This is a genomic window from Cronobacter sp. EKM101R (assembly GCF_963888145.1).
GTDB classification, from domain to species: domain Bacteria; phylum Pseudomonadota; class Gammaproteobacteria; order Enterobacterales; family Enterobacteriaceae; genus Cronobacter; species Cronobacter turicensis.
The window spans coordinates 23,275-44,679 of sequence record NZ_CAWPHW010000007.1 but is presented as its reverse complement, the minus strand read 5'-3'; the positions used below and the strand labels follow the sequence as shown (position 1 = coordinate 44,679).

The 21,405-nt window shown below is 57.9% G+C and carries 18 protein-coding genes; 7 read left to right on the top strand and 11 right to left on the bottom strand.

What is annotated here, in order from left to right; translation table 11 throughout:
* Positions 1 to 7 precede the first annotated feature (7 nt).
* From AACV31_RS07070 to AACV31_RS07060, 3 genes are all read right to left on the bottom strand, one after another.
* A complete protein-coding gene (locus AACV31_RS07070) occupies positions 8 to 370 on the bottom strand; it encodes a YibL family ribosome-associated protein (protein WP_007766184.1) in 363 nt (120 codons plus the stop codon).
* A 129-nt stretch (positions 371 to 499) separates the two neighbouring features.
* Positions 500 to 2,017: a glycerol kinase GlpK gene (glpK, locus tag AACV31_RS07065; protein WP_165156658.1), complete on the bottom strand. Its 1,518-nt coding sequence runs from the start codon at positions 2,015 to 2,017 to the stop codon at positions 500 to 502.
* 18 nt (positions 2,018 to 2,035) lie between these two features.
* Positions 2,036 to 2,884 carry an MIP/aquaporin family protein gene (locus AACV31_RS07060; RefSeq protein WP_007766188.1) on the bottom strand — a complete coding sequence of 283 codons (849 nt, stop codon included), beginning with the start codon at positions 2,882 to 2,884 and terminating at the stop codon, positions 2,036 to 2,038.
* Positions 2,885 to 3,319: 435 nt separating this feature from the next.
* Between AACV31_RS07060 and zapB the strand changes: the two genes are divergently transcribed.
* Positions 3,320 to 3,559 carry a septal ring assembly protein ZapB gene (gene zapB / locus AACV31_RS07055; RefSeq protein WP_007766190.1) on the top strand — a complete coding sequence of 80 codons (240 nt, stop codon included), beginning with the start codon at positions 3,320 to 3,322 and terminating at the stop codon, positions 3,557 to 3,559.
* Between the two features lie 50 nt (positions 3,560 to 3,609).
* Here zapB and rraA read toward each other — a convergent pair whose 3' ends face one another.
* From rraA to priA, 7 genes are all read right to left on the bottom strand, one after another.
* Positions 3,610 to 4,095 carry a ribonuclease E activity regulator RraA gene (rraA, locus tag AACV31_RS07050; RefSeq protein ID WP_012814843.1) on the bottom strand — a complete coding sequence of 162 codons (486 nt, stop codon included), beginning with the start codon at positions 4,093 to 4,095 and terminating at the stop codon, positions 3,610 to 3,612.
* Positions 4,096 to 4,187: 92 nt separating this feature from the next.
* Positions 4,188 to 5,120: a 1,4-dihydroxy-2-naphthoate polyprenyltransferase gene (menA, locus tag AACV31_RS07045; RefSeq protein ID WP_161589974.1), complete on the bottom strand. Its 933-nt coding sequence runs from the start codon at positions 5,118 to 5,120 to the stop codon at positions 4,188 to 4,190.
* A 178-nt stretch (positions 5,121 to 5,298) separates the two neighbouring features.
* Complete coding sequence (hslU, locus tag AACV31_RS07040) at positions 5,299 to 6,633, bottom strand: HslU--HslV peptidase ATPase subunit (RefSeq protein ID WP_012814845.1); 1,335 nt, start codon at positions 6,631 to 6,633, stop codon at positions 5,299 to 5,301.
* Between the two features lie 9 nt (positions 6,634 to 6,642).
* Positions 6,643 to 7,173 carry an ATP-dependent protease subunit HslV gene (hslV, locus tag AACV31_RS07035; protein ID WP_007704206.1) on the bottom strand — a complete coding sequence of 177 codons (531 nt, stop codon included), beginning with the start codon at positions 7,171 to 7,173 and terminating at the stop codon, positions 6,643 to 6,645.
* A gap of 90 nt (positions 7,174 to 7,263) precedes the next feature.
* Positions 7,264 to 8,289 (bottom strand): cell division protein FtsN, encoded by a 1,026-nt coding sequence (gene ftsN / locus AACV31_RS07030; RefSeq protein ID WP_075197795.1) that lies wholly within the window; start codon positions 8,287 to 8,289, stop codon positions 7,264 to 7,266.
* Positions 8,290 to 8,375: 86 nt separating this feature from the next.
* Positions 8,376 to 9,410, bottom strand: coding sequence for a DNA-binding transcriptional regulator CytR (gene cytR / locus AACV31_RS07025; RefSeq protein ID WP_165156660.1), 1,035 nt, complete (start codon positions 9,408 to 9,410; stop codon positions 8,376 to 8,378).
* A 158-nt stretch (positions 9,411 to 9,568) separates the two neighbouring features.
* Positions 9,569 to 11,764, bottom strand: a complete 2,196-nt coding sequence (gene priA / locus AACV31_RS07020) for a primosomal protein N' (RefSeq protein ID WP_105537464.1) — start codon at positions 11,762 to 11,764, stop codon at positions 9,569 to 9,571.
* Positions 11,765 to 11,967: 203 nt separating this feature from the next.
* On the opposite strand from priA, the gene rpmE reads away from it, so the two are divergent.
* On the top strand, positions 11,968 to 12,180 hold the full coding sequence (gene rpmE, locus AACV31_RS07015; RefSeq protein WP_004385728.1) for a 50S ribosomal protein L31: 213 nt from the start codon (positions 11,968 to 11,970) through the stop codon (positions 12,178 to 12,180).
* Positions 12,181 to 12,272: 92 nt separating this feature from the next.
* Here the strand turns inward: rpmE and metJ are convergent, their stop codons facing one another.
* Positions 12,273 to 12,590, bottom strand: coding sequence for a met regulon transcriptional regulator MetJ (gene metJ, locus AACV31_RS07010; protein WP_004385727.1), 318 nt, complete (start codon positions 12,588 to 12,590; stop codon positions 12,273 to 12,275).
* Positions 12,591 to 12,871: 281 nt separating this feature from the next.
* Between metJ and metB the strand changes: the two genes are divergently transcribed.
* The 5 genes from metB to mqo all read left to right on the top strand — a co-directional run bounded on the left by metB (position 12,872) and on the right by mqo (position 21,276).
* On the top strand, positions 12,872 to 14,026 hold the full coding sequence (metB, locus tag AACV31_RS07005; protein WP_007766213.1) for a cystathionine gamma-synthase: 1,155 nt from the start codon (positions 12,872 to 12,874) through the stop codon (positions 14,024 to 14,026).
* A 9-nt stretch (positions 14,027 to 14,035) separates the two neighbouring features.
* Positions 14,036 to 16,468 carry a bifunctional aspartate kinase/homoserine dehydrogenase II gene (locus tag AACV31_RS07000; RefSeq protein ID WP_165156662.1) on the top strand — a complete coding sequence of 811 codons (2,433 nt, stop codon included), beginning with the start codon at positions 14,036 to 14,038 and terminating at the stop codon, positions 16,466 to 16,468.
* Between the two features lie 334 nt (positions 16,469 to 16,802).
* Positions 16,803 to 17,708: a methylenetetrahydrofolate reductase gene (metF, locus tag AACV31_RS06995; protein WP_012814851.1), complete on the top strand. Its 906-nt coding sequence runs from the start codon at positions 16,803 to 16,805 to the stop codon at positions 17,706 to 17,708.
* Positions 17,709 to 18,054: 346 nt separating this feature from the next.
* Positions 18,055 to 19,344 carry a methyl-accepting chemotaxis protein gene (locus AACV31_RS06990; RefSeq protein WP_165156664.1) on the top strand — a complete coding sequence of 430 codons (1,290 nt, stop codon included), beginning with the start codon at positions 18,055 to 18,057 and terminating at the stop codon, positions 19,342 to 19,344.
* Between the two features lie 273 nt (positions 19,345 to 19,617).
* Positions 19,618 to 21,276: a malate dehydrogenase (quinone) gene (gene mqo / locus AACV31_RS06985; protein ID WP_105596883.1), complete on the top strand. Its 1,659-nt coding sequence runs from the start codon at positions 19,618 to 19,620 to the stop codon at positions 21,274 to 21,276.
* The last annotated feature ends 129 nt before the right edge of the window (positions 21,277 to 21,405 follow it).

The window sequence follows — 21,405 nt, the reverse complement described above, 5'->3', positions numbered from 1 at the left end:
GCCACGCTTAAAACGCGCTTTTCGCAAAGCCGGTCATCTCTTTCAGGCCCATTTCACGGCCAAGCTCGGTCATCGGGTGAACGACCACCAGCCCGCGCACGCTTTTTTTCAGCTTGCCCATATCGGCCTGCTCTTTTTTGGTGATGGGGCGTTTAAACGGCATCGCCATCAGCTTCTGCGCTTCTTTGCTGAGCTTGTCGGTACGCACATCTTTCAGGCGCGCGATTTCCGCTTCCAGCGTGGCGATTTCCTGCTCCAGCTCCGCGTATTTGTCGGCGGCTTCCGTCAGGGAAACAGCGGCCTGCTGGTGACGTACGGCATCAAGGCGGTCGCTCAGGCGTTTAATTTCAGCTTTTTCGATCTCTTTCATTCACACAAACCATCAGAAAAGGGGGTATTGCTGCAAAGGATACACTAATTGCGGGGGACGAATGAAAAAAGCGGGAAAAGTCTCCCGCCCGAAGGCGGGAGAAAAGGGGGAGACCAATGAGGTTAACGCTTACTCTTTGTCGTGCTCTTCCCAGGCCATGGCGCGTTTCACCGCTTTGCGCCAGCCTTCGTAGCGGTAGTTACGCTCGGTGGTTTCAATACCTGGGCGGAATTCACGCTCAATCACTGCTTTTTCCTGAAGTTCATCCAGATTCTGCCAGTAGCCGACCGCAAGACCAGCCAGATAGGCCGCGCCCAGCGCGGTGACTTCGCGCACTTCCGGGCGCTCCACGCGGGTGCCCAGAATGTCGGACTGGAACTGCATCAGGAAGTTGTTCGCCACGGCGCCGCCGTCCACGCGCAGCGCGTGCAGACGAATGCCGGAATCCGCCTGCATCGCTTCCAGCACGTCGCGGGTCTGGTAGGCGATGGATTCCAGCGTTGCGCGAATAATGTGGTTAGCGTTCACGCCGCGAGTGAGGCCGAAAATCGCGCCACGGGCGTACGGGTCCCAGTATGGCGCGCCGAGGCCGGTAAACGCCGGTACTACATAAACGCCGTTGGTGTCTTTCACTTTGGTCGCGAAATATTCGGAGTCAAACGCGTCGCTGATGAGCTTCATCTCGTCGCGCAGCCACTGAATCGACGCGCCCGCCATAAACACCGCGCCTTCCAGCGCATAGTTCACTTCACCGCGCGGGCCGCAGGCGATGGTGGTCAGCAGGCCGTGGGTTGAGGCCACCGCTTTTTCGCCGGTGTTCATCAGCATAAAGCAGCCGGTGCCGTAGGTGTTTTTCGCCATCCCTTCTTTCACGCAGAGCTGGCCAAACAGCGCCGCCTGCTGGTCGCCCGCGATGCCGGCGATAGGAATACGGGTGCCGCCTTTACCGCCGATGTTGGTCTGGCCATACACTTCAGACGACTTACGCACCTGCGGCAGCATGGCGCGCGGAATATCCAGCGCTTCCAGCATTCTGTCATCCCAGTCAAGCTCGTGGATGTTGAACAGCATGGTGCGCGAGGCGTTGGTGTAGTCGGTGACATGCACGCGGCCCTGGGTCATTTTCCAGATAAGCCAGGTATCGACGGTGCCGAACAGCAGTTCGCCGCGTTTAGCGCGCTCGCGGGCGCCCTCGACGTGGTCGAGGATCCACTTCACCTTGGTGCCGGAGAAGTACGGGTCGATTACGAGGCCGGTCGCCTGGCGCACGTAATCTTCCATGCCGTCGCGTTTCAGCTTCTCGCAAATCTCCGAGGTGCGGCGGCACTGCCAGACAATCGCGTTATGGATCGGTTTGCCGGTTTCACGCTCCCAGACCACCGCGGTTTCGCGCTGGTTGGTGATGCCGATAGCGGCAATCTGATCCGAACTGATATCCGCTTTCGCGAGGGCTTCCACCAGCGTGGAACTCTGGGAGGCCCAGATTTCCATCGGGTCGTGCTCTACCCAGCCTGGACGCGGGTAGATTTGTTCGAATTCACGCTGGGAGACGCTGACGATGTTGGCGTCATGATCCAGCACGACGGCGCGGGAGCTGGTGGTGCCCTGGTCGAGCGCAACGATATATTTTTTTTCTGAAGTCATCATTTTTATCCCGTAAATCGGTTACAGCGAAGCTTTCTGTTGTGCGCTGGTGGCAGAAGGTTTATCCGCTTCTGGCTCACAGGTGTCGCACGGTAAATGGCGGCCAATCAGTTTGCGGTAGCCAAACGCGCCAAGCGCCGCGCCGACGACCGGGCCCAGGGCCGGCACCAGGAAGTAAGGAATATCACGCCCGCCGGTAAAGGCCACGTTACCCCAGCCTGCGAGCCACGCGAACGCCTTCGGTCCTAAATCGCGCGCCGGGTTCATGGCGAAGCCGGTCAGCGGGCCCATTGACGCGCCGATAACCGCAATCAGCAGGCCAATCAGTAACGGCGCCAGCGGGCCGCGCGGGATGCCGTTGCCGTCGTCGGTCAGCGCCAGGATAACGCCCATCAGAATGGCGGTAATGATCATTTCAACCGCAAACGCCTGAATCAGGTTGATGTGCGGGTTTGGATAGGTGGAGAAAATACCGGCCAGATCGAGACTTTCGACGCTGCCGCGAACCATGTGGTGAGTCTGTTCGTAATCGAGGAAAAGATTGTAGTAAAGCCCGTAAACTAACGCCGCTGCGCAAAAGGCGCCGGCAAACTGAGAAATAATAAAAGGAACAACTTTGCGCCCGTCGAAACAGGCAAACAGCCACAACGCGATGGTTACCGCCGGGTTAAGATGCGCGCCGGAAACGCCTGCGGTCAGGTAGATGGCCATCGCCACGCCCAGACCCCAGATGATGCTGATTTCCCACTGTCCGAAACTGGCTCCTGCCACTTTCAGCGCCGCCACGCAGCCCACACCGAAGAAAATCAACAACCCGGTACCGAGGAATTCGGCGATGCACTCGCCTTTTAAGGTTGATGTTTGACTCATAATCGGGTCCTGAAGGCTAATTGATGATTATTGTAAGCATGGTGTCGAAGACGACCACGATGTCATGTAGACATGGTGTTAACTTATCGTTAACGAACAAAAACGAGAAATATCGAAATCAAAATGTGTGTGTCACGTCAAGAAAATGAGCGTTTTCGCGCTCGAAAGCGTGTTTTTCGGACAGAGGGAAGTGAGAGCTGAATCATTTCATTAACGCATATGTTAACAATTTACCGCAGTGTGAAGCGAATACACTCGGTTTAGACTGAAAAAGCGCGCAAACCGCAATCCGTGCGGGTTGTCGCTGGACAGGGGCACAAGGGCTTCATACAATCGGGACTAGTGTTGTGCGCACAGATTAATTTAAGGCGTCGCCGGGCACCGGGACGAGGATAGTTATCCATCAACGCCTTGCAATTCAGGAGAGGTAGGACGATGTCATTTGAAGTGTTTGAGAAACTGGAAGCCAAAGTACAGCAGGCTGTTGATACCATCACCCTGCTGCAGATGGAAATCGAAGAGCTGAAAGACAAGAATAATCAACTTGCTCAGGAAGTTCAGAACGCCCATGGCAGCCGCGAAGCGCTGGAGCACGAAAACCACCAGCTGCGCGAACAGCAGCATGTCTGGCAGGAACGCCTGCAGGCGCTGCTGGGAAAAATGGAAGAAGTGTGATTAACGCACATTGAACCAAAAAGAACGGGCGCTCAGGGCGCCCGTTTTTGTTACTCGATATCCAGCGGATCTTCAGAAAGGATAATACCGGTATTGTCGGCATAGAGATGGTCGCCGGAGAAGAAGGTCACGCCGCCGAAATTGACGCGCACGTCGCTTTCGCCAATGGCTTCACCTGCCGCGCCCACCGGGATCGCCGCCAGCGCCTGAATGCCGACATCCAGCTCCGCCAGATCGTCCACCTGACGCACCGCGCCGTAGACGACAATACCTTCCCACTCATTCTGCACCGCAAGGCGCGCCAGTTCCGCATCAATCAGGGCGCGGCGTACCGAACCGCCGCCATCGACCAGTAAAACGCGTCCGCGGCCATTTTCTTCGAGCAGCTCATACAGCAACCCGTTGTCCTCGAAACATTTCACCGTGATGATTTGCCCGCCAAAAGAAGAGCGACCGCCGAAGTTGGAGAACAGAGGCTCCACAACGTTGACCTCTTCCTGGTAGATGTCACAAAGCTCAGAAGTATCGTATTTCATAGGTTTAACGTTCAGTTGCTGCAAGAGTTGTCAGTATATCGCTTAACGCGCGCTGTTGGCAAAATCATCAATTGTTAATTGATGCGGGTCAGTTAACGCAGAGGCTGGCTGACGATAAGCCCGATGATAAACAGCAGATTAACCAGCAGCGCCGCTTTGACGGTACGTTCGAGCATCGGACGCATCGCCGCAGGCTCGGTTTCGCGCAGCACAAAACGCGCCTGGCGCGCCAGCAGCGGCGTGGCGAGCAGAAACAGCCAGCCCCAGAGACTATGCAGCCACAGCAGATTAAACGCCGCGAGACAGCCCAGCGCGCCGACTAATAGCCCGACGTGGTAACGACGCGCGGCGACGGGGCCGAGGCGCACCGCCAGCGTGTTCTTGCCGTTGCGGCGGTCGCTGTCGATATCACGCAGATTATTGATATTAAGCACCGCTGCCGCCAGCAATCCGCAGGCGGTCGCGGGCAGCCAGACCGGCGCAATCAGCATATGCGCCTGGAGATACCAGCTGCCGAGCACGCTCAGCCAGCCGAAGAAGACCAGCACAGAGATATCGCCAAGGCCCATATAACCGTACGGGCGCGTGCCGACGGTGTAGGTAATGGCGGCGAGGATCGAGAGCGCGCCGAGCGCCAGGAACCCGAGCACATCCGCCATGCTGCGACAGGCGACATAGACCAGCGCCAGCCCGGAGATACAAATCAGCGCCACGGTGAGCTGGATGGCGCGCTTCATCTGTGGCGCGTTAATCGCCCCTTTTTGCATACCGCGCAGCGGGCCGAGGCGGTCCGGTTGGTCACTGCCTTTGACGGCGTCGCCATAATCGTTGGCAAGATTAGAGAGAATTTGCAGCAGCCCGGCGGTCAGCAGCGCCAGCAGCGTAATCACGGGATCGAAATAGCCCTGCCACCCGGCGAGCGCGCTGCCGACGAGAATGGCGGAAAAAGCCAGCGGCAGCGTGCGCGGACGCAGGCTTTCAAGCCAGGCCTGGGTACGGCTTACCGTGTGTGTCGATGTATTCATAAAGGGATCTGAGCCAATAAAAAATGAGGGCCTGCCTGCCTGATGAAGCTGCGGATGGTTGGCGTCGCCTGACCAGCCCGGCGCATGAACGCCGGGAGCAGACTTACCGCCTTACCGCACTTCACCTCGGACAGGGCAAAAGCCCTCATCAAAAGTGATGAAAATGCGTTGAGCGCGATTATAAGATAAAACGGCTCAGATCTTCATCTGCGACCAGCGCATCCAGGTGCTTGCTCACATAATCCGCGTCGATAGTGATGGTCTGGCCGCCCAGATCGCTCGCGTCATAGGAGATATCTTCCATCAGACGTTCCAGCACCGTGTGCAGACGGCGCGCGCCGATGTTTTCGGTGGTTTCGTTCACCTGCCACGCCGCCTGGGCGATACGCTTGATGCCGTCGTCGGTGAATTCGATGTGCACGCCTTCGGTTTCCATCAGCGCTTTGTACTGGACGGTGACAGAGGCATTCGGCTCGGTCAGGATGCGCTCGAAATCGTCGGCGGTCAGCGCCTGCAGCTCAACGCGGATCGGCAGACGACCCTGAAGCTCCGGGATGAGATCGGACGGGCTTGCCACCTGGAACGCGCCGGAAGCGATAAACAGAATGTGGTCGGTTTTCACCATGCCGTGTTTGGTGGAGACGGTGCAGCCTTCCACCAGCGGCAGCAGGTCGCGCTGTACGCCTTCACGGGAGACATCCGGGCCGGAGACGTTGCCGCCGCGCTTACAGATTTTATCAATCTCGTCGATAAACACGATGCCGTGCTGCTCAACGGCTTCGATAGCCTGTTCTTTCAGCTCTTCCGGGTTCACCAGCTTGGCGGCTTCTTCTTCCACCAGCAGTTTCATCGCATCTTTAATTTTCAGCTTGCGCGGTTTTTGCTTCTGGCCGCCCAGGTTCTGGAACATCGACTGCAACTGGCTGGTCATCTCTTCCATGCCCGGAGGCGCCATGATTTCAACACCCATCGGCGCGGCAGCGAGATTGATTTCAATCTCTTTGTCGTCGAGTTCGCCTTCGCGCAGTTTTTTGCGGAACGCCTGACGCGCCGCGGACGGCTCCTGCTGCTGTTCCGGCTGGCCCCAGTTGTTTTTAGCCGGCGGGATCAGCGCGTCGAGAATGCGCTCTTCAGCCATCTCTTCGGCGCGGTAGCGGTTTTTCTCGATCGACTGCATGCGCACCATTTTAATGGCGGAATCGGTCAGATCGCGGATGATGGAATCCACTTCTTTACCGACATAGCCCACTTCGGTGAATTTCGTCGCTTCTACTTTGATAAACGGCGCGTTGGCGAGCTTCGCCAGACGACGGGCGATTTCGGTTTTACCGACGCCGGTCGGGCCGATCATCAGGATGTTTTTCGGGGTCACTTCATGACGCAGCTCTTCGTTAAGCTGCATACGACGCCAGCGGTTACGCAGGGCAATAGCGACAGAACGCTTCGCCGCGTCCTGACCAATAATGTGTTTGTCGAGTTCGCTGACAATCTCGCGTGGGGTCATTTCAGACATGTAGGGTCCTTACGCTTTGGAGTTCAATTCTTCGATGGTGAGGAAGTGGTTGGTGTAGATGCAGATATCGCCCGCAATCCCCAGCGACTTCTCGACGATGTCACGAGCGCCAAGCTCGGTGTTTTCCAGCAGCGCGCGTGCCGCAGCCTGCGCGTAAGGCCCGCCGGAACCAATGGCAATCAGATCGTTTTCCGGCTGCACGACGTCGCCGTTGCCGGTAATAATCAGCGAGGCGTTTTCGTCGGCTACCGCCAGCAGGGCTTCAAGGCGGCGCAGCATACGGTCGGTCCGCCAGTCTTTCGCCAGTTCCACGGCGGCTTTCACCAGATGGCCCTGGTGCATTTCCAGTTTGCGTTCAAAGAGTTCAAAGAGGGTAAAGGCGTCGGCGGTGCCGCCTGCGAAGCCCGCGATAACTTTATCGTTATACAGACGGCGGACTTTCTTCACGTTGCCTTTCATTACGGTGTTGCCCAGGGTGGCCTGGCCGTCGCCACCGATCACTACATGGCCGTTGCGGCGCACACTTACTATTGTTGTCACGAGCAAACCCCTTATTGCATAAGCTGAAGACAGCGCCCTGCGGTTATGCAGGGCAGAATGCAATTATAGATGGGGGATGTTTTGGGGGTTTCAACCCCCGGAGGCGAGACGAATGCAGTTTGAGTGACCCGCCATCTTCAGGCGGTTAAGGGTGCCGTCGGCGTTATCTTTGCCTTTAATCGGGCCAATCACCACGCGGTTCCAGCCATTGTTGGACGTAATGCGTGAGTCAAACCCTTCAAACGCCAGCTGGGCGCGCACGGTTTCCGCCTGCTCGGTGCCTTTAAACGAACCGCACTGCACCATCCAGCGGCGATCGTCTTTCTTCTCGGCCGGTTTCGCGGCTTCCGTCTCGCGCGTCACCGGCGCGGTTTGCGCAGGCTTGCTCTGAGCGGTTTCACGCTGCGTGGTGGTATGCGGCGGCGTCTGGAGCAGATCCTGATACGGCGCGCTGTTTGTCTGCTGCTGACGCGGCTGTTGCGCCGGTTGCGTGGCGGCGCGCGCGGGCTGCTGCGTCTGCACGGTGCGGGACTGCGGCTGCTGATACCGCGTTTCTGTGCGCGGGGTTTCCGCACGCGGCGCGGTGCGTACCGGCTGCTGCGCCGTGTTGTTCCACTGCTGCATCTGCTGTTGTTGCTGAAGCTGCTTCTGGCGTTGCAGCGTTTGCTGACGCTGCGCCGGGGTCTGTTCGTTCCACGGCACTTCGTTAAGCTGCGTCGGCTGCTGGCGCATATCCGCCTGCATCTGATCGAGCAACTGACGCTGTTCGTTGGTCAGCTGATCCTGATTCATGATTTCACCGCCGGCGGAAGGCTCGGTCGGCTTCAGCACGCCAGGCTGGCGGCTCTCCAGCTCTTTGATATAGCGCCAGCGCTCTTCAGGCTTCGGCGGCAGACCGTTGCCGGTGACTTTATGGCCCGGCAGGGTCTCTGACTCTTCTTTCTTGTGATGCGTAATAAAGTACAGACCACCAATAAAGGCGACCAGCGCCGCCGCTGCGATAGCGACCATCGCCGGTGAAACAGCAGGCAGGTTACGTTGCTTTTTGCGGGGACTGGTTTTCTTGCGCCGCGCGGGTGTCGGCTGTCCGCGGCGTACATAATCTCGTTGTGCCACTATCGTTTCGCTGTATCCATTCGTTATCAGCCCGCCATGTTACTTAAGGGACGGGCCTTTGACCAGATAAGGAGTCTTAAAGGCGGTTATTTTCGCGGCTTCGGCGCGCGCGTGGTGCCGCGCAGCACCAGTTCGCAGTCCAGCAAACGCGAGCCGCTGCTGACGGTATGTCCGTTGAGCTGGCTGAGCAGTAACAGCATGGCTTCGCGGCCGATATCAAAACGCGGCTGCGCCACCGTGGTGAGCGGCGGATCGCAAAATTCCGCTAACGCGATGTTATCAAAGCCGATGATGGAGAGATCGTCCGGCACGCGGAAGCCGCGGCGTTTCGCCATCGACAGCGCGCCGAGCGCCATCACGTCGCTGTGGCAGAAAATCGCCGTCGGCGGCTGCGGCAGGCTTAACAGCTGTTCCAGCGCCTGCGCGCCCGCTTCATAGGTGAAATCGCCGCGGGCGATATAATGCGGGTCCACCGTCATGCCGCTGCGGCGCAGCGCCTGAACGTAGCCCTGAAGGCGGTAGTGGCACAGCGGCATCTCTTCCGGCCCGGCGATACAGGCGATGCGCTGGTGCCCTAGCTCATGCAGATAATTCACGGCGTTGAACGCGGCGGTGAGGTTGTCGATATGCACCGTCGGCAGCTCCAGCTCCGGCGCGAATTCGTTCGCCATCACCATTGGCGGCAGATTGCGCTGCTCCTCTTTGCTGGCGTCAAACGGCAGACGCGAGCCCAGCAGCAGCATGCCGTCTATCTGTTTGGTGATGATGAGATCGATGAAGGTTTTTTCCTGTTGGTTCTGGTGCGCGCAGTCGCCAATCAGCACCAGATACCCCTGGTCCGCCGCGGTGACTTCAATACCACGAATGATTTCGCTGAAAAACGGATCGCAGATGTCCGGGACAATCACCAGAATGGTGCGCGATTCATTGCGCTTCAGGTTGCGGTTGAGCGATCCGGGCAGATAACCCACGTCAATGGCGGCCTGCTCCACGCGGTTGCGGGTGGCCTGTGACACTTTCTCCGGATTCATTAACGCACGGGATACCGTCGCGGTAGAGACCCTGGCGCGAACGGCGACATCTTTCATGGTTGCGGCGGCAACCTGCTTTTTGGACTTCACTTCATCTCCTCGTAGCGGTCCGCAGGCGCAGACTCGTCCTGTAATCTGACACGCCTCACATTCTTAGCAGATATTGGGCGCGCCAGTTACAAAAATTACATCGGAGATGTGACGGATATTAAATTTTACGATCCGTTTCGCAGAAGCGGGGCGGGCAGTCAGCCTTCGGTCGGGTCGACGTCGAGCGTCCATTTCACTTTACGGGCGGCGGGAAGCGTGCCTACCAGCGGCAGGCTGCCCGCGACAATCCGTTGCAACTGTAAGCGCGACGGGTGTTGCAGCAGCAACTGCCAGCGATAACGACCGCCGCGCTTGGGTTGCAGCGCAGGCACCGGCCCGAGCAGCCAGAGTTTTTGATCGGCAAGCGGGCTTGCCTGGAGCAGATTGCGCAACTGCTGGAGAAACGCGGGCGCGTCCTGGTTATGGTGATCTTCGGCGCGAATCAAAATATGGCTGCTGTAGGGCGGAAGCGAGACGCTGCCGCGCTCCGCCAGCGCCTGATCGGCAAACGCGTCATAACCCTGATGCAGCAGCGTCTGTAACAGCGGATGTTCCGGGTGGTGCGTCTGGAGCACCACTTCGCCCTGTTTACCTGCGCGTCCGGCGCGGCCCGCCACTTGCGTATAGAGCTGGGCGAAACGCTCTGCCGAGCGGAAATCGGCGCAGAACAGCGCGCCATCGACATCCAGCAGCGCCACCAGCGTCACATCGGGGAAGTGATGGCCTTTGGCCAGCATCTGGGTGCCGATAAGAATGCGCGCGCCGCCGCGGTGAACTTCCGCCAGTTGCTGTTCGAGCGCGCCCTTGCGGCTGGTGGTGTCGCGGTCGATACGCGACAGCGGCACGCCGGGGAATAGCGGCGCCAGGCTCTGTTCCAGCTGTTCGGTGCCAAGCCCCACCGGCACCAGATGCGTGGAGCCGCACTGCGGGCACTGGCGCGGCACGGGGCGCTGGCTGTCGCAATGGTGGCAGCGCAACTGATGCTGTGACTGGTGCAGCGTGTAGTAGTGATCGCAGCGCGGGCATTCGGCTATCCAGCCGCAGTCGTGGCACAGCAGCGCGGGCGCGAAGCCGCGGCGGTTAAGAAACAGAATCACCTGGTTATCCGCCTGCAAGTGCTGGCGCATACGGGCGACCAGCGCAGGCGCGAGGCCCGCCTGTAACGGCTGGCCTTTCAGATCCAGCACGTGCTGCTGCGCCGGGCGCGCGTTGCCCGCGCGGTGCGTCAGCTTCAGCACGCGGTATTTACGCTGGCGCACGTTGTGCAGCGTCTCCAGTGCCGGCGTCGCGGAGCCTAAAATAATCGGGATCTGCTCGCTGTGCGCCCGGTAGACCGCCAGATCGCGCGCATGGTAGCGCCAGCCTTCCTGCTGTTTATAGGAGCTGTCGTGCTCCTCATCGATAACGATCACCCCGAGGTTTTTAAAGGGTGTAAACAGCGCCGAGCGCGTGCCGATGACAATCGCCGCCTCGCCGCTTTTGGCTTTCAGCCAGGCCGCCAGCCGCTCGCTGTCGTTCAGCGCCGAGTGCAGCACTTCGACGGGCGCGTTGAAACGCTCGCGAAAGCGGGCGATGGTCTGGGGCGTCAGGCCAATCTCCGGCACCAGCACCAGCGCCTGTTTGCCCTGCGCGAGCGTGTTTTCGAGCACGCTTAAATAGACTTCGGTTTTCCCGGAGCCGGTCACGCCCGCCAGTAGCCAGGCGCAGAAGTTATCGGCTTCGCCGCGAATGGCGCCGACCGCCGTCGCCTGCTCGGTATTAAGCCGCAGCCTGTCGCCTGACACCGAAAACTGCCCACGCCAGTCGGCGACCGGCGGCAGTTCGCTGCCCAGCTCGCAAAGCCCTTTAGCGCGCAGCGCCTGAAGCGCGGCGTCGTTAAACGCCATTTGCGCCACTTCATGCCGCCAGAGTCTGCCCTGACGCAGCGCCGCCAGCGCCTGCTGCTGCTTTGGCGAACGCTTGAGGCTGTTGAGATCGACCGCCTGGCCCTCTTCAGTGGCGAACCAGTACCAGAGCGGCGCGTGGCTGGCGGGTTTGCCCTGGCGCAACAGCACCGGCAGCGCGTGGAACAGCACTTCGCCAATCGGGTGATGATAGTAGTCGGCCGCCCACAGCAGCATGCGCCAGAGCACAGGCGGGTAGAGCGATTCGCTATCCAGCACCTCCACCACGCTTTTCAGCTCGGCAAGCGGCAGCTCGCTCTCATCGCCAACCGCCACGACCACGCCGACGCGCTGCTGGCGACCGAACGGCACGCGCACGCGACAACCCGCCGTCGCCGTCATCGCATCGGGCAGCAGATAGTCAAAGGTGCGGGCAAGCGGAACGGGCAGAGCGACGCGGGCGACAGGCATGAAGGCATCCGGGCTGAGAAAAGGAGCGTCATAGTGTACACTGTGTGTTCATCAATTTGCGGATCAGTTTGCATGGGGCGGTTATTTTCTGTATGATTCGCCGCCTTTGATGCCCTTTAAAAGTATCAAACCGACTTTATCAACATCGCGTGGTGTCTGGCGTAAGGGCTGGAAGAGCGACGCGGCCTTAACTGAGGTTTCCCATGAAAAAAGATATTCACCCGAAATATGTTGAAATCACCGCTACCTGTTCTTGCGGTAACGTGATCAAAACTCGCTCCACCGTTGGCCACGACCTGAACCTGGACGTGTGCGGCAACTGCCACCCGTTCTTCACTGGTAAACAGCGTGTTGTTGATACCGGTGGTCGTGTTGAGCGTTTCAACAAACGCTTCAGCATCCCGGGCAGCAAATAAGTTTCCCGAAAAAAGGCGCCAGACGGCGCCTTTTTTGTTGCTCTCGAGCATAAAACAAAGGCGCCGGTGGGCGCCTTTGTCGTTGATGCGAATCAGTATTCCCAGGTATCCGGGTCGATACCCATTTCACGCATGATTACCTTTGCCTCTTCCGGGATCTCATCGCTGCGCTCTTTGCGCAGGTCATCGTCATCCGGCAAGGGCTGGCCGGTAAAGGCGTGAAGGAAAGCCTCGCACAGCAGCTCGCTGTTGGTGGCATGGCGCAGGTTGTTCACCTGACGACGGGTGCGTTCATCGGTGAGGATTTTTAACACCTTCAGAGGAATGGAAACCGTAATTTTTTTGACCTGTTCACTCTTCTTGCCGTGCTCAGCGTAGGGGCTGATATATTCGCCGTTCCATTCAGCCATGAGATACCTTTAATCCTCTCAGTCATTAGAAAAAGATTAAAACCGGATAGGTCTCACGGTCTTAACCCGATAGTCTGTTGTGCAGCAGCGTAGAATAATACCGCGACTTCCGTACCGATGCTGCATCACTACCCTATAAAACACATGATTTTAACGGCTAATCCTGTTTTGCTCAATCTATACGCAAAGAAGTTTAGATGTCCAGATGTATTGACGTCTATATTGGCAATGTTTACTCTGTCACCTGACTTTTCTCCGATAATGCCAGGAAACGACTCATCATGACGCGTAAACAGGCCACCATCGCAGTGCGCAGCGGGCTCAATGACGACGAGCAGTACGGCTGCGTCGTCCCACCGATTCACCTCTCCAGCACCTATAACTTCACCGGCTTTAATGAACCGCGCGCGCACGACTACTCCCGCCGCGGCAACCCGACGCGCGACGTGGTGCAGCGTGCCCTGGCGGAGCTGGAAGGCGGCGCGGGCGCCGTACTGACCAACACCGGCATGTCGGCGATTCATCTGGTCACCACCGTTTACCTGAAGCCCGGCGATCTGCTGGTGGCGCCGCACGATTGCTACGGCGGCAGCTATCGCCTGTTCGACAGCCTCGCGAAACGCGGTTGTTATCGCGTGAAATTCGTCGATCAGGGCGATGAGGCAGCGCTGAAAGCAGCGCTTGCCGAGCGACCGAAACTGGTGCTGGTGGAAAGCCCGAGTAATCCCTTGTTGCGCGTGGTGGATATTGCGAAAATTTGCGAACTTTCGCGCGCGGCTGGAGCCATAAGTGTGGTGGATAATACGTTCCTGAGCCCGGCGTTGCAGAATCCGCTGGCGCTGGGCGCCGATCTGGTTTTGCACTCCTGCACCAAATACCTCAACGGGCACTCCGATGTGGTGGCGGGCGTGGTGATTGCGAAAGATCCGGAGCAGGTTACCGAGCTTGCCTGGTGGGCGAATAACATCGGCGTGACTGGCGGCGCGTTCGACAGCTATCTCCTGTTGCGCGGCCTGCGTACATTGAGCCCGCGTATGGAAGTAGCGCAACGCAACGCTAGCGCGATTGTCGATTTCCTTAAACAGCAGCCGCGGGTGAAAAAGTTGTATCATCCGTCGCTGCCGGAGAATGCGGGGCATGAGATAGCGGCCCGCCAGCAAAAAGGCTTCGGCGCGATGCTGAGTTTTGAACTGGATGGCGATGAAGAGACGCTGCGTCGTTTTCTCGGCGCGCTGGAGCTGTTCACGCTGGCGGAATCGTTAGGTGGGGTGGAGAGCCTGATTTCCCACGCCGCGACGATGACTCACGCCGGCATGGCACCGGAAGCGCGCGCCGCCGCGGGCATTTCCGAGACGCTGCTACGTATTTCGACCGGGATTGAAGATAGCGAAGATTTAATTGCCGACCTGGAAAAAGCATTCCAGGCGGCGAGCTAAGGGGTAAGCATGAGTGTTACAGCGCCTGCAGGGACGAACGGTCGTCAGCTGCACAAATTTGGCGGCAGCAGTCTCGCCGACGTGAAATGTTACCTGCGCGTGGCGGGTATCATGGCCGACTATTCCCGCGCCGGGGATATGATGGTGGTGTCAGCGGCGGGCAGTACGACCAACCAGCTGATCAGCTGGCTGAAGTTAAGCCAGAACGATCGCCTCTCTGCGCATCAGGTGCAACAGGCGCTGCGCCGTTATCAGAGCGAGCTTATCTCCGGGCTGTTGCCTGCCTCGGTCGCCGACGGCCTGGTCAGCGAATTTATCCGCGACCTGGAGCGTCTCGCGGCGCTGCTTGACGGCGCCATCACCGACGCGGTTTACGCAGAAGTGGTCGGCCATGGCGAGATCTGGTCCGCGCGCCTGATGGCCGCGGTGCTCAATCAGCAGGGCATCGACGCCGCCTGGCTCGATGCGCGCGATTTCCTGCGTGCAGAGCGCGCCGCGCAGCCGCAGGTTAACGAGGGTCTTTCCTTCCCGCTGTTGCAGCAGTTACTGGTTCAGCACCCGAATAAACGTTTAGTCGTCACCGGGTTTATCTGCCGCAACGACGCGGGCGAAACCGTGCTGCTCGGCCGTAACGGCTCCGACTACTCGGCAACACAAATCGGCGCGCTGGCGGGTGTGTCGCGCGTCACCATCTGGAGCGACGTGGCGGGCGTTTACAGCGCCGACCCGCGTAAAGTTAAAGACGCCTGTCTGCTGCCGCTGCTGCGCCTCGATGAAGCGAGCGAGCTGGCGCGGCTGGCCGCGCCTGTGCTGCACGCCCGCACGTTGCAGCCGGTTTCCGGCAGCGATATCGATTTACAACTGCGTTGCAGCTACAGCCCGGAGCAGGGCTCCACGCGCATTGAGCGCGTGCTGGCCTCCGGCACCGGCGCGCGTATCGTCACCAGCCATGACGACGTTTGCCTTATCGAATTTGAAGTGCCGTCGCACCAGGATTTCAAACTGGCGCATAAAGAGGTTGATGCGCTTTTAAGGCGCGCTCAGCTGCGTCCGCTGTCGGTGGGCGTGCACCCCGATCGCCGCCTGCTGCAACTCTGCTATACCTCGGAAGTCGTCGGCAGCGCGCTCAAATTGCTGGAAGACGCCGCGCTGCTTGGCGAGCTGCGCCTGCGTGAAGGGCTGGCGCTGGTGGCGCTGGTGGGGGCGGGCGTCTGCCGCAATCCGCTGCACAGCCACCGCTTCTGGCAGCAACTGAAAGATCAGCCGGTAGAGTTTATCTGGCAGTCGGAAGACGCCATCAGCCTGGTGGCGGTGCTGCGCGCGGGCCCGACGGAGAGCCTGATCCAGGGGCTGCACCAGTCGCTGTTCCGCGCCGAAAAACGCATCGGGCTGGTGCTGTTCGGCAAGGGGAATATCGGCTCGCGCTGGCTGGAGCTGTTCGCGCGCGAGCAGGAGACGCTCTCTGCCCGCACCGGGCTTGAGTTTGTGCTGGCGGGCGTGGTGGACAGCCGCCGCAGCCTGCTGAATTACGACGGCCTGGACGCGAGCCGCGCGCTGGCGTTCTTTAATGATGAAGCGGTGGAGCAGGATGAAGAGTCGTTGTTCCTGTGGATGCGCGCGCACCCGTACGACGATTTAGTGGTGCTGGATGTGACCGCGAGCCAGGATCTGGCAGACCAGTATCTCGATTTCGCCAGCCATGGTTTTCACGTGATCAGCGCCAATAAACTGGCGGGCGCGAGCAACAGCCAGAACTACCGTCAAATCCGCGACGCCTTCGCCAAGACGGGCCGCCACTGGCTTTATAACGCGACCGTGGGCGCGGGCTTACCCGTGAACCACACGGTGCGCGATTTGCGCGACAGCGGCGATTCGATTCTCTCCATCAGCGGGATTTTCTCCGGCACGCTGTCGTGGCTGTTTTTACAGTTTGACGGTACGGTGCCGTTTACCGAGCTGGTGGATCAGGCCTGGCAGCAGGGCCTGACGGAGCCGGACCCGCGTGTAGATCTGTCCGGGAAGGATGTGATGCGCAAGTTAGTTATCCTGGCGCGCGAGGCGGGCTACGATATCGAGCCCGATCAGGTGCGCGTGGAGTCGCTGGTGCCCGCCGGGTGCGAAGAGGGGTCGGTGGACCATTTCTTTGAGTATGGCGACGCGCTGAACGAGCAGATGGTGCAGCGTCTTGAAGCGGCGCGCGAGTTGGGTCTGGTGCTGCGCTATGTGGCGCGCTTTGACGCCAACGGCAAGGCGCGCGTCGGCGTTGAGGCGGTGCGTCCTGAGCATCCGCTGGCGTCGTTGCTGCCGTGCGATAACGTGTTTGCCATCGAAAGCCGCTGGTATCGCGATAACCCGTTAGTTATCCGCGGGCCGGGCGCCGGGCGCGATGTGACCGCCGGCGCGATTCAGTCGGATCTTAATCGTCTGGCGCAGTTGCTCTGATTCACCGTGGTGGGTGCGCTGCGCTTACCCACCCTACGTAATGCCTGCGTTTTATTTTGTAGGGCGGGTAACACCCCACGCCACATCTCCTGTAGGGCGGGTAAGCGCCAGCGCACCCGCCATGACAGATAACACCGCACGCCTTTCTTCCGCTGTACAACCTTTGCGCGTTTCCCCGTCATGAGCCTTTTTCATCTTCGCTGAAAAATACTCACATCAAGTGATGATTTACCTGTTGACGCCATCGGGCTTTTCCGTCATTTTTACATCTGGACGTCTAAACGTATAGAAGTCAACACACGCGACCACGACACAGCGATTGATGAGGTAAGGTATGAGCTTTTTTCACGCCAACCAGCGGGAGGCCCTGAATCAGAGCCTCGCAGAAGTGCAGGGACAGATTAACGTCTCGTTTGAGTTTTTCCCGCCGCGAACCAGTGAAATGGAGCAGACCCTGTGGTCCTCTATCGATCGCTTGAGCAGCCTGAAGCCAAAATTTGTGTCGGTGACCTACGGCGCTAACTCCGGCGAGCGCGACCGCACCCACAGCATCATCAAAGGCATCAAAGACCGCACCGGTCTTGAGGCGGCGCCGCACCTCACCTGCATTGACGCCACGCCGGATGAGCTGCGCACCATCGCGCGCGACTACTGGAACAACGGCATTCGCCATATCGTCGCGCTGCGTGGCGACCTGCCGCCAGGCAGCGGCAAGCCGGAAATGTACGCCAGCGATCTGGTGGCGCTGTTAAGAGAGGTCGCCGATTTCGATATCTCCGTCGCCGCGTACCCGGAAGTGCACCCGGAGGCGAAAAGCGCGCAGGCGGATCTGCTGAATCTGCGCCGTAAAATCGACGCGGGCGCTAACCGCGCCATTACCCAGTTCTTTTTTGATGTCGAAAGCTATTTGCGCTTTCGCGACCGCTGCGCGGCGACGGGCATTGATGTGGAAATCATTCCCGGCATTCTGCCGGTCTCTAACTTTAAGCAGGCGAAAAAGTTTGCCGACATGACCAACGTGCGCATTCCGTCCTGGATGTCGCAGATGTTTGCGGGCCTTGATGACGACGCCGAAACCCGCAAGCTGGTCGGCGCCAACATCGCGATGGACATGGTGAAGATTTTAAGCCGCGAAGGCGTAAAAGATTTCCACTTCTATACGCTCAACCGCGCGGAAATGAGTTACGCCATCTGCCATACGCTGGGCGTCAGGCCTGGGCTGGAACTGAAAACCGCATAACCCTGCGGGTTGATGAAGAGGAGGCGCGAGCCTCCTTTTTTCTGTCCTGGGTTAACGCGATTGTTACAAAACATATATTTCAGAGCGCTCAAAAACTTGTACAACGACAATATTGCCTGTACAGTTTGTTTTTCCTTAAGCTAAATCGGGGCGCTTTTTCTCTCCCTTCAACGACGTTCAAGCGCGTCGCTGCTATTTCTGACTGTTAGCAAACATATTATTGCGCGCTATTGCTTATTATTAAATAAACCAGGGGCGGCGGCTATCGTAGCGATATAAAAATACACGTTATGTATAAACGCGTATTGCCGATATGCTGTGTAAGAAACCTTCCTGGATAGCAATAATGATTAGCAAGATAACCAATATTTTAAAAAATCACGCGGCGTTTGCTGCGATAAAAGAACATATGGCGGTTATTCTTTTCCGCCCTGATGGCACTATCGTGGAGGCGAATCCGGCTTTCCAGAATGCCATGGGATATTCGCTTAATGAACTGGTGGGTAAGCACCACCGCATGTTCTGCTCGCCGGAATATGCGGCGAGCCCGGAATATAAACAGTTCTGGCACCGTCTCGGACGCGGCGAAACCTTCAGCGATAAATTTCAGCGTTATAAAAAAGACGGCAGCGAAATGTGGCTGGAGGCGAACTATATTCCGGTCATCGGCAAAAACAATAATGTTGAGTATGTTCTTAAACTGGCGCGTGATATCTCGGGAAGGATCCATGACGCGCTGAACAAAGACGCTATTCTCAAGGCGGCGCACCGCTCAATGGCGATTATTGAATTTACGCCGGACGGACATATCGTCTCTGCCAACGAGAACTTCTGTAAGGCTTCCGGGTACACGCTGAACGAAATTATCGGCAAGCATCACCGTATCTTCTGCGAGCGCGACTACGCAATGAGCGCGGAGTATGCGGAGTTCTGGCGCAAGCTGAACCACGGTGAGTTCGCCTCCGGGGATTTCCGCCGCATCACCAAACACCGTCATGAACTCTGGCTGCGCGCCAGTTACAGCCCGGTTTTTGATGACAAAGGCCGTCTTTATCGCGTGGTGAAATTCGCCTATGACGTGACGGCTGAAGTGCAAAAAAGCCGTGACGAGCGACAGGCCACGGAAAGAGCGGAAGCGGTTTCCCGCGAGACGCTGACCAAAACGGTTGAGATAAGAAAGACCTTAGATGACTGCGTCACCGCGATGGAGAATATCCAGCGCAATATGGAGCAGGTTATCGCTATCGTGACCAACCTGAAAAATGACTCTGAAAGCATTATGGATCTGTCGTCGGTTATCGCCCAGATAGCCACCCAGACCAAACTGCTGTCATTAAACGCCTCGGTAGAAGCGGCGCGTGCAGGCGATGCGGGTAAAGGGTTCTCTGTCGTGGCGACGGAAGTCAAATCGCTGGCTGACCGTATCGATGACGCGACCGGAAAAATAACGCGTATTACTGAGCAGAACGATCACCTGACGAAAAGCGCGCTGGATTCCATCTGTCGCAGCGGTAAAGAAGTAGCGTCTACTACCGTTATTTCTCGCGAGGCGCTGATGCTGACCAAAGAGATTGAAGGCCATGCCAGAAATATTCTCGAAGCCGTCAATGCGATCGGTAAAGCCATTAATGCCTGACGACCTGCGGCATCATCGGGAATAATCGCAACGATGGTAAGGGTTTTTGGCGTGATATACCTGCTGCCGCCCGGTATACAGCCATTTCGACGATAACCTGAAATGGCTGATTATTTTAACGAAATGATTCGTCGCTATTTAGAGTGCAGACGTGCGAAACGTCTGATATAACCGCACGTTTTTTGAGGTTGTTAATTTTTTGTTTTAATATTTTTAAAAATTTAATTGATGCGTTAAAATAATCAGCTAAATTTTCAATGATAGTTGATTGTGATGTCTAAAATGGTTTTCAGCAGAAAGCAGGCTCCGGCTTTCTCTCTTATTGCTTTACTTGTCAGTTCAGCCGCTTATGCGGATAACTCCACGGAAAAAACTGATGTCCTGCTGATTGGCGGCGGCATCATGAGCGCGTCGCTCGGCACGGTCCTTCAGGAGATCCAGCCGGACTGGAAACAGCTGATGGTGGAAAAGCTCGACGGCGTGGCGCTCGAATCCTCAAACGGCTGGAATAACGCCGGAACCGGCCACTCCGCGAACATGGAGCTGAACTACACGCCAGAGCGTGAAGATGGCTCGATTGACGTGACCAAAGCGCTGGAAATCAATGAAGCGTTTATGATTTCGCGTCAGTTCTGGTCTTCTCAGGTGAAGCGCGGCGTGCTTAATGACCCGCACTCCTTTATTAACTCCACGCCGCACATGAGCTTTGTCTGGGGCGATAAAAATGTGGAGTACCTGACCAAACGTTATCAGGCGTTGCAGCAGACCACGCTGTTCCAGGGGATGCAGTTCTCCACCGATCAGCAGCAAATCAAAAAATGGGCGCCGCTGATTATCGAAGGCCGCGATCCGAAGCAGAAAGTCGCCGCCACCTGGACGCCGGTCGGCACCGACGTCAACTATGGCGAAATCACTCGCCAGCTGGTGGGTAGCCTGAAGAAAACCAGCAACTTCAAACTGGAAACCTCTTCGGAAGTCACCGATTTTAAACGCAATGCCGATAACTCCTGGCACGTGACGATCACCGACGTGAACAGCGGGAAAGAGCACGCCGTGGACGCGAAGTACGTGTTCATCGGCGCGGGCGGCGGCGCGCTGAAGCTGCTGCAAAAAACCGGCATTCCGGAAGCGGATAACTATGCAGGCTTCCCGGTTGGCGGCTCGTTCCTGGTGTCTGAAAACCCGGAAATCGCCCGTCAGCATGGCGAGAAAGTCTATGGCCAGGCCTCCGTTGGCGCGCCGCCGATGTCCGTGCCGCACCTTGACGCCCGCTTCCTGGACGGCAAGCGCGTGGTGCTGTTCGGGCCGTTCGCCACGTTCTCTACCAAATTCCTGAAAAACGGTTCGTTCTTTGATCTGCTGAGCACTACCACGACCAGCAACTTTATGCCGATGACCGATGTGGGCCTTGATAACTTCGATCTGGTGAAATACCTGATTGGTCAGGTCATGCTGAGCGATGAAGACCGCTTTGAGGCGCTGAAAGAGTACTACCCGACAGCGCGTAAAGAAGACTGGAAACTTATCCAGGCGGGCCAGCGCGTACAGATCATCAAGAAAGATCCGGAGAAAGGCGGCGTGCTGAAGCTGGGTACTGAAATCGTCACCGACCAGCAGAAAACCCTGGCGGCGCTGCTTGGCGCATCACCAGGCGCCTCCACCGCGGCACCGATTTCCATTAACGTTATCAAACAGCTGTTCCCGGAGCAGTACAAATCAGAAGCGTGGCAGAGCAAGCTGCGTGAGATTGTGCCGAGCTACGGTCAGAAGCTGAATGGCAATGTGGCGCTGACCCAACAGGTATGGGATGAGACGGCCTCTACGCTGCAACTCACCAAACCGCCGGTGATCCAGATGAAAGACGCGAAGCCTGCCACGCCGGAAGCCAAACCGGCACAGGCGGCCAGCCCGCAGCATGATATGGCGCTGTAAGCACAACCGCGTGATACAAGAAAGGAGGCCACTGGCCTCCTTTCTTTTTTGTGCGTCGCTGGTGCTGTTAATGGTCAATGTAAGATAAATGCCTGACAAAACTCCCACATCACCGCCGCAACGGGATCG

What these genes read in the sequence shown, in the direction of transcription:
- AACV31_RS07070 (WP_007766184.1), bottom strand. Translation starts at nt 370, where the DNA reads ATGAAAGAGATCGAAAAAGCTGAAATTAAACGCCTGAGCGACCGCCTT.
- glpK (WP_165156658.1), bottom strand. Translation starts at nt 2,017, where the DNA reads ATGATGACTTCAGAAAAAAAATATATCGTTGCGCTCGACCAGGGCACC.
- AACV31_RS07060 (WP_007766188.1), bottom strand. Translation starts at nt 2,884, where the DNA reads ATGAGTCAAACATCAACCTTAAAAGGCGAGTGCATCGCCGAATTCCTC.
- zapB (WP_007766190.1), top strand. Translation starts at nt 3,320, where the DNA reads ATGTCATTTGAAGTGTTTGAGAAACTGGAAGCCAAAGTACAGCAGGCT.
- rraA (WP_012814843.1), bottom strand. Translation starts at nt 4,095, where the DNA reads ATGAAATACGATACTTCTGAGCTTTGTGACATCTACCAGGAAGAGGTC.
- menA (WP_161589974.1), bottom strand. Translation starts at nt 5,120, where the DNA reads ATGAATACATCGACACACACGGTAAGCCGTACCCAGGCCTGGCTTGAA.
- hslU (WP_012814845.1), bottom strand. Translation starts at nt 6,633, where the DNA reads ATGTCTGAAATGACCCCACGCGAGATTGTCAGCGAACTCGACAAACAC.
- priA (WP_105537464.1), bottom strand. Translation starts at nt 11,764, where the DNA reads ATGCCTGTCGCCCGCGTCGCTCTGCCCGTTCCGCTTGCCCGCACCTTT.
- rpmE (WP_004385728.1), top strand. Translation starts at nt 11,968, where the DNA reads ATGAAAAAAGATATTCACCCGAAATATGTTGAAATCACCGCTACCTGT.
- metJ (WP_004385727.1), bottom strand. Translation starts at nt 12,590, where the DNA reads ATGGCTGAATGGAACGGCGAATATATCAGCCCCTACGCTGAGCACGGC.
- metB (WP_007766213.1), top strand. Translation starts at nt 12,872, where the DNA reads ATGACGCGTAAACAGGCCACCATCGCAGTGCGCAGCGGGCTCAATGAC.
- AACV31_RS07000 (WP_165156662.1), top strand. Translation starts at nt 14,036, where the DNA reads ATGAGTGTTACAGCGCCTGCAGGGACGAACGGTCGTCAGCTGCACAAA.
- metF (WP_012814851.1), top strand. Translation starts at nt 16,803, where the DNA reads ATGAGCTTTTTTCACGCCAACCAGCGGGAGGCCCTGAATCAGAGCCTC.
- AACV31_RS06990 (WP_165156664.1), top strand. Translation starts at nt 18,055, where the DNA reads ATGATTAGCAAGATAACCAATATTTTAAAAAATCACGCGGCGTTTGCT.
- mqo (WP_105596883.1), top strand. Translation starts at nt 19,618, where the DNA reads ATGTCTAAAATGGTTTTCAGCAGAAAGCAGGCTCCGGCTTTCTCTCTT.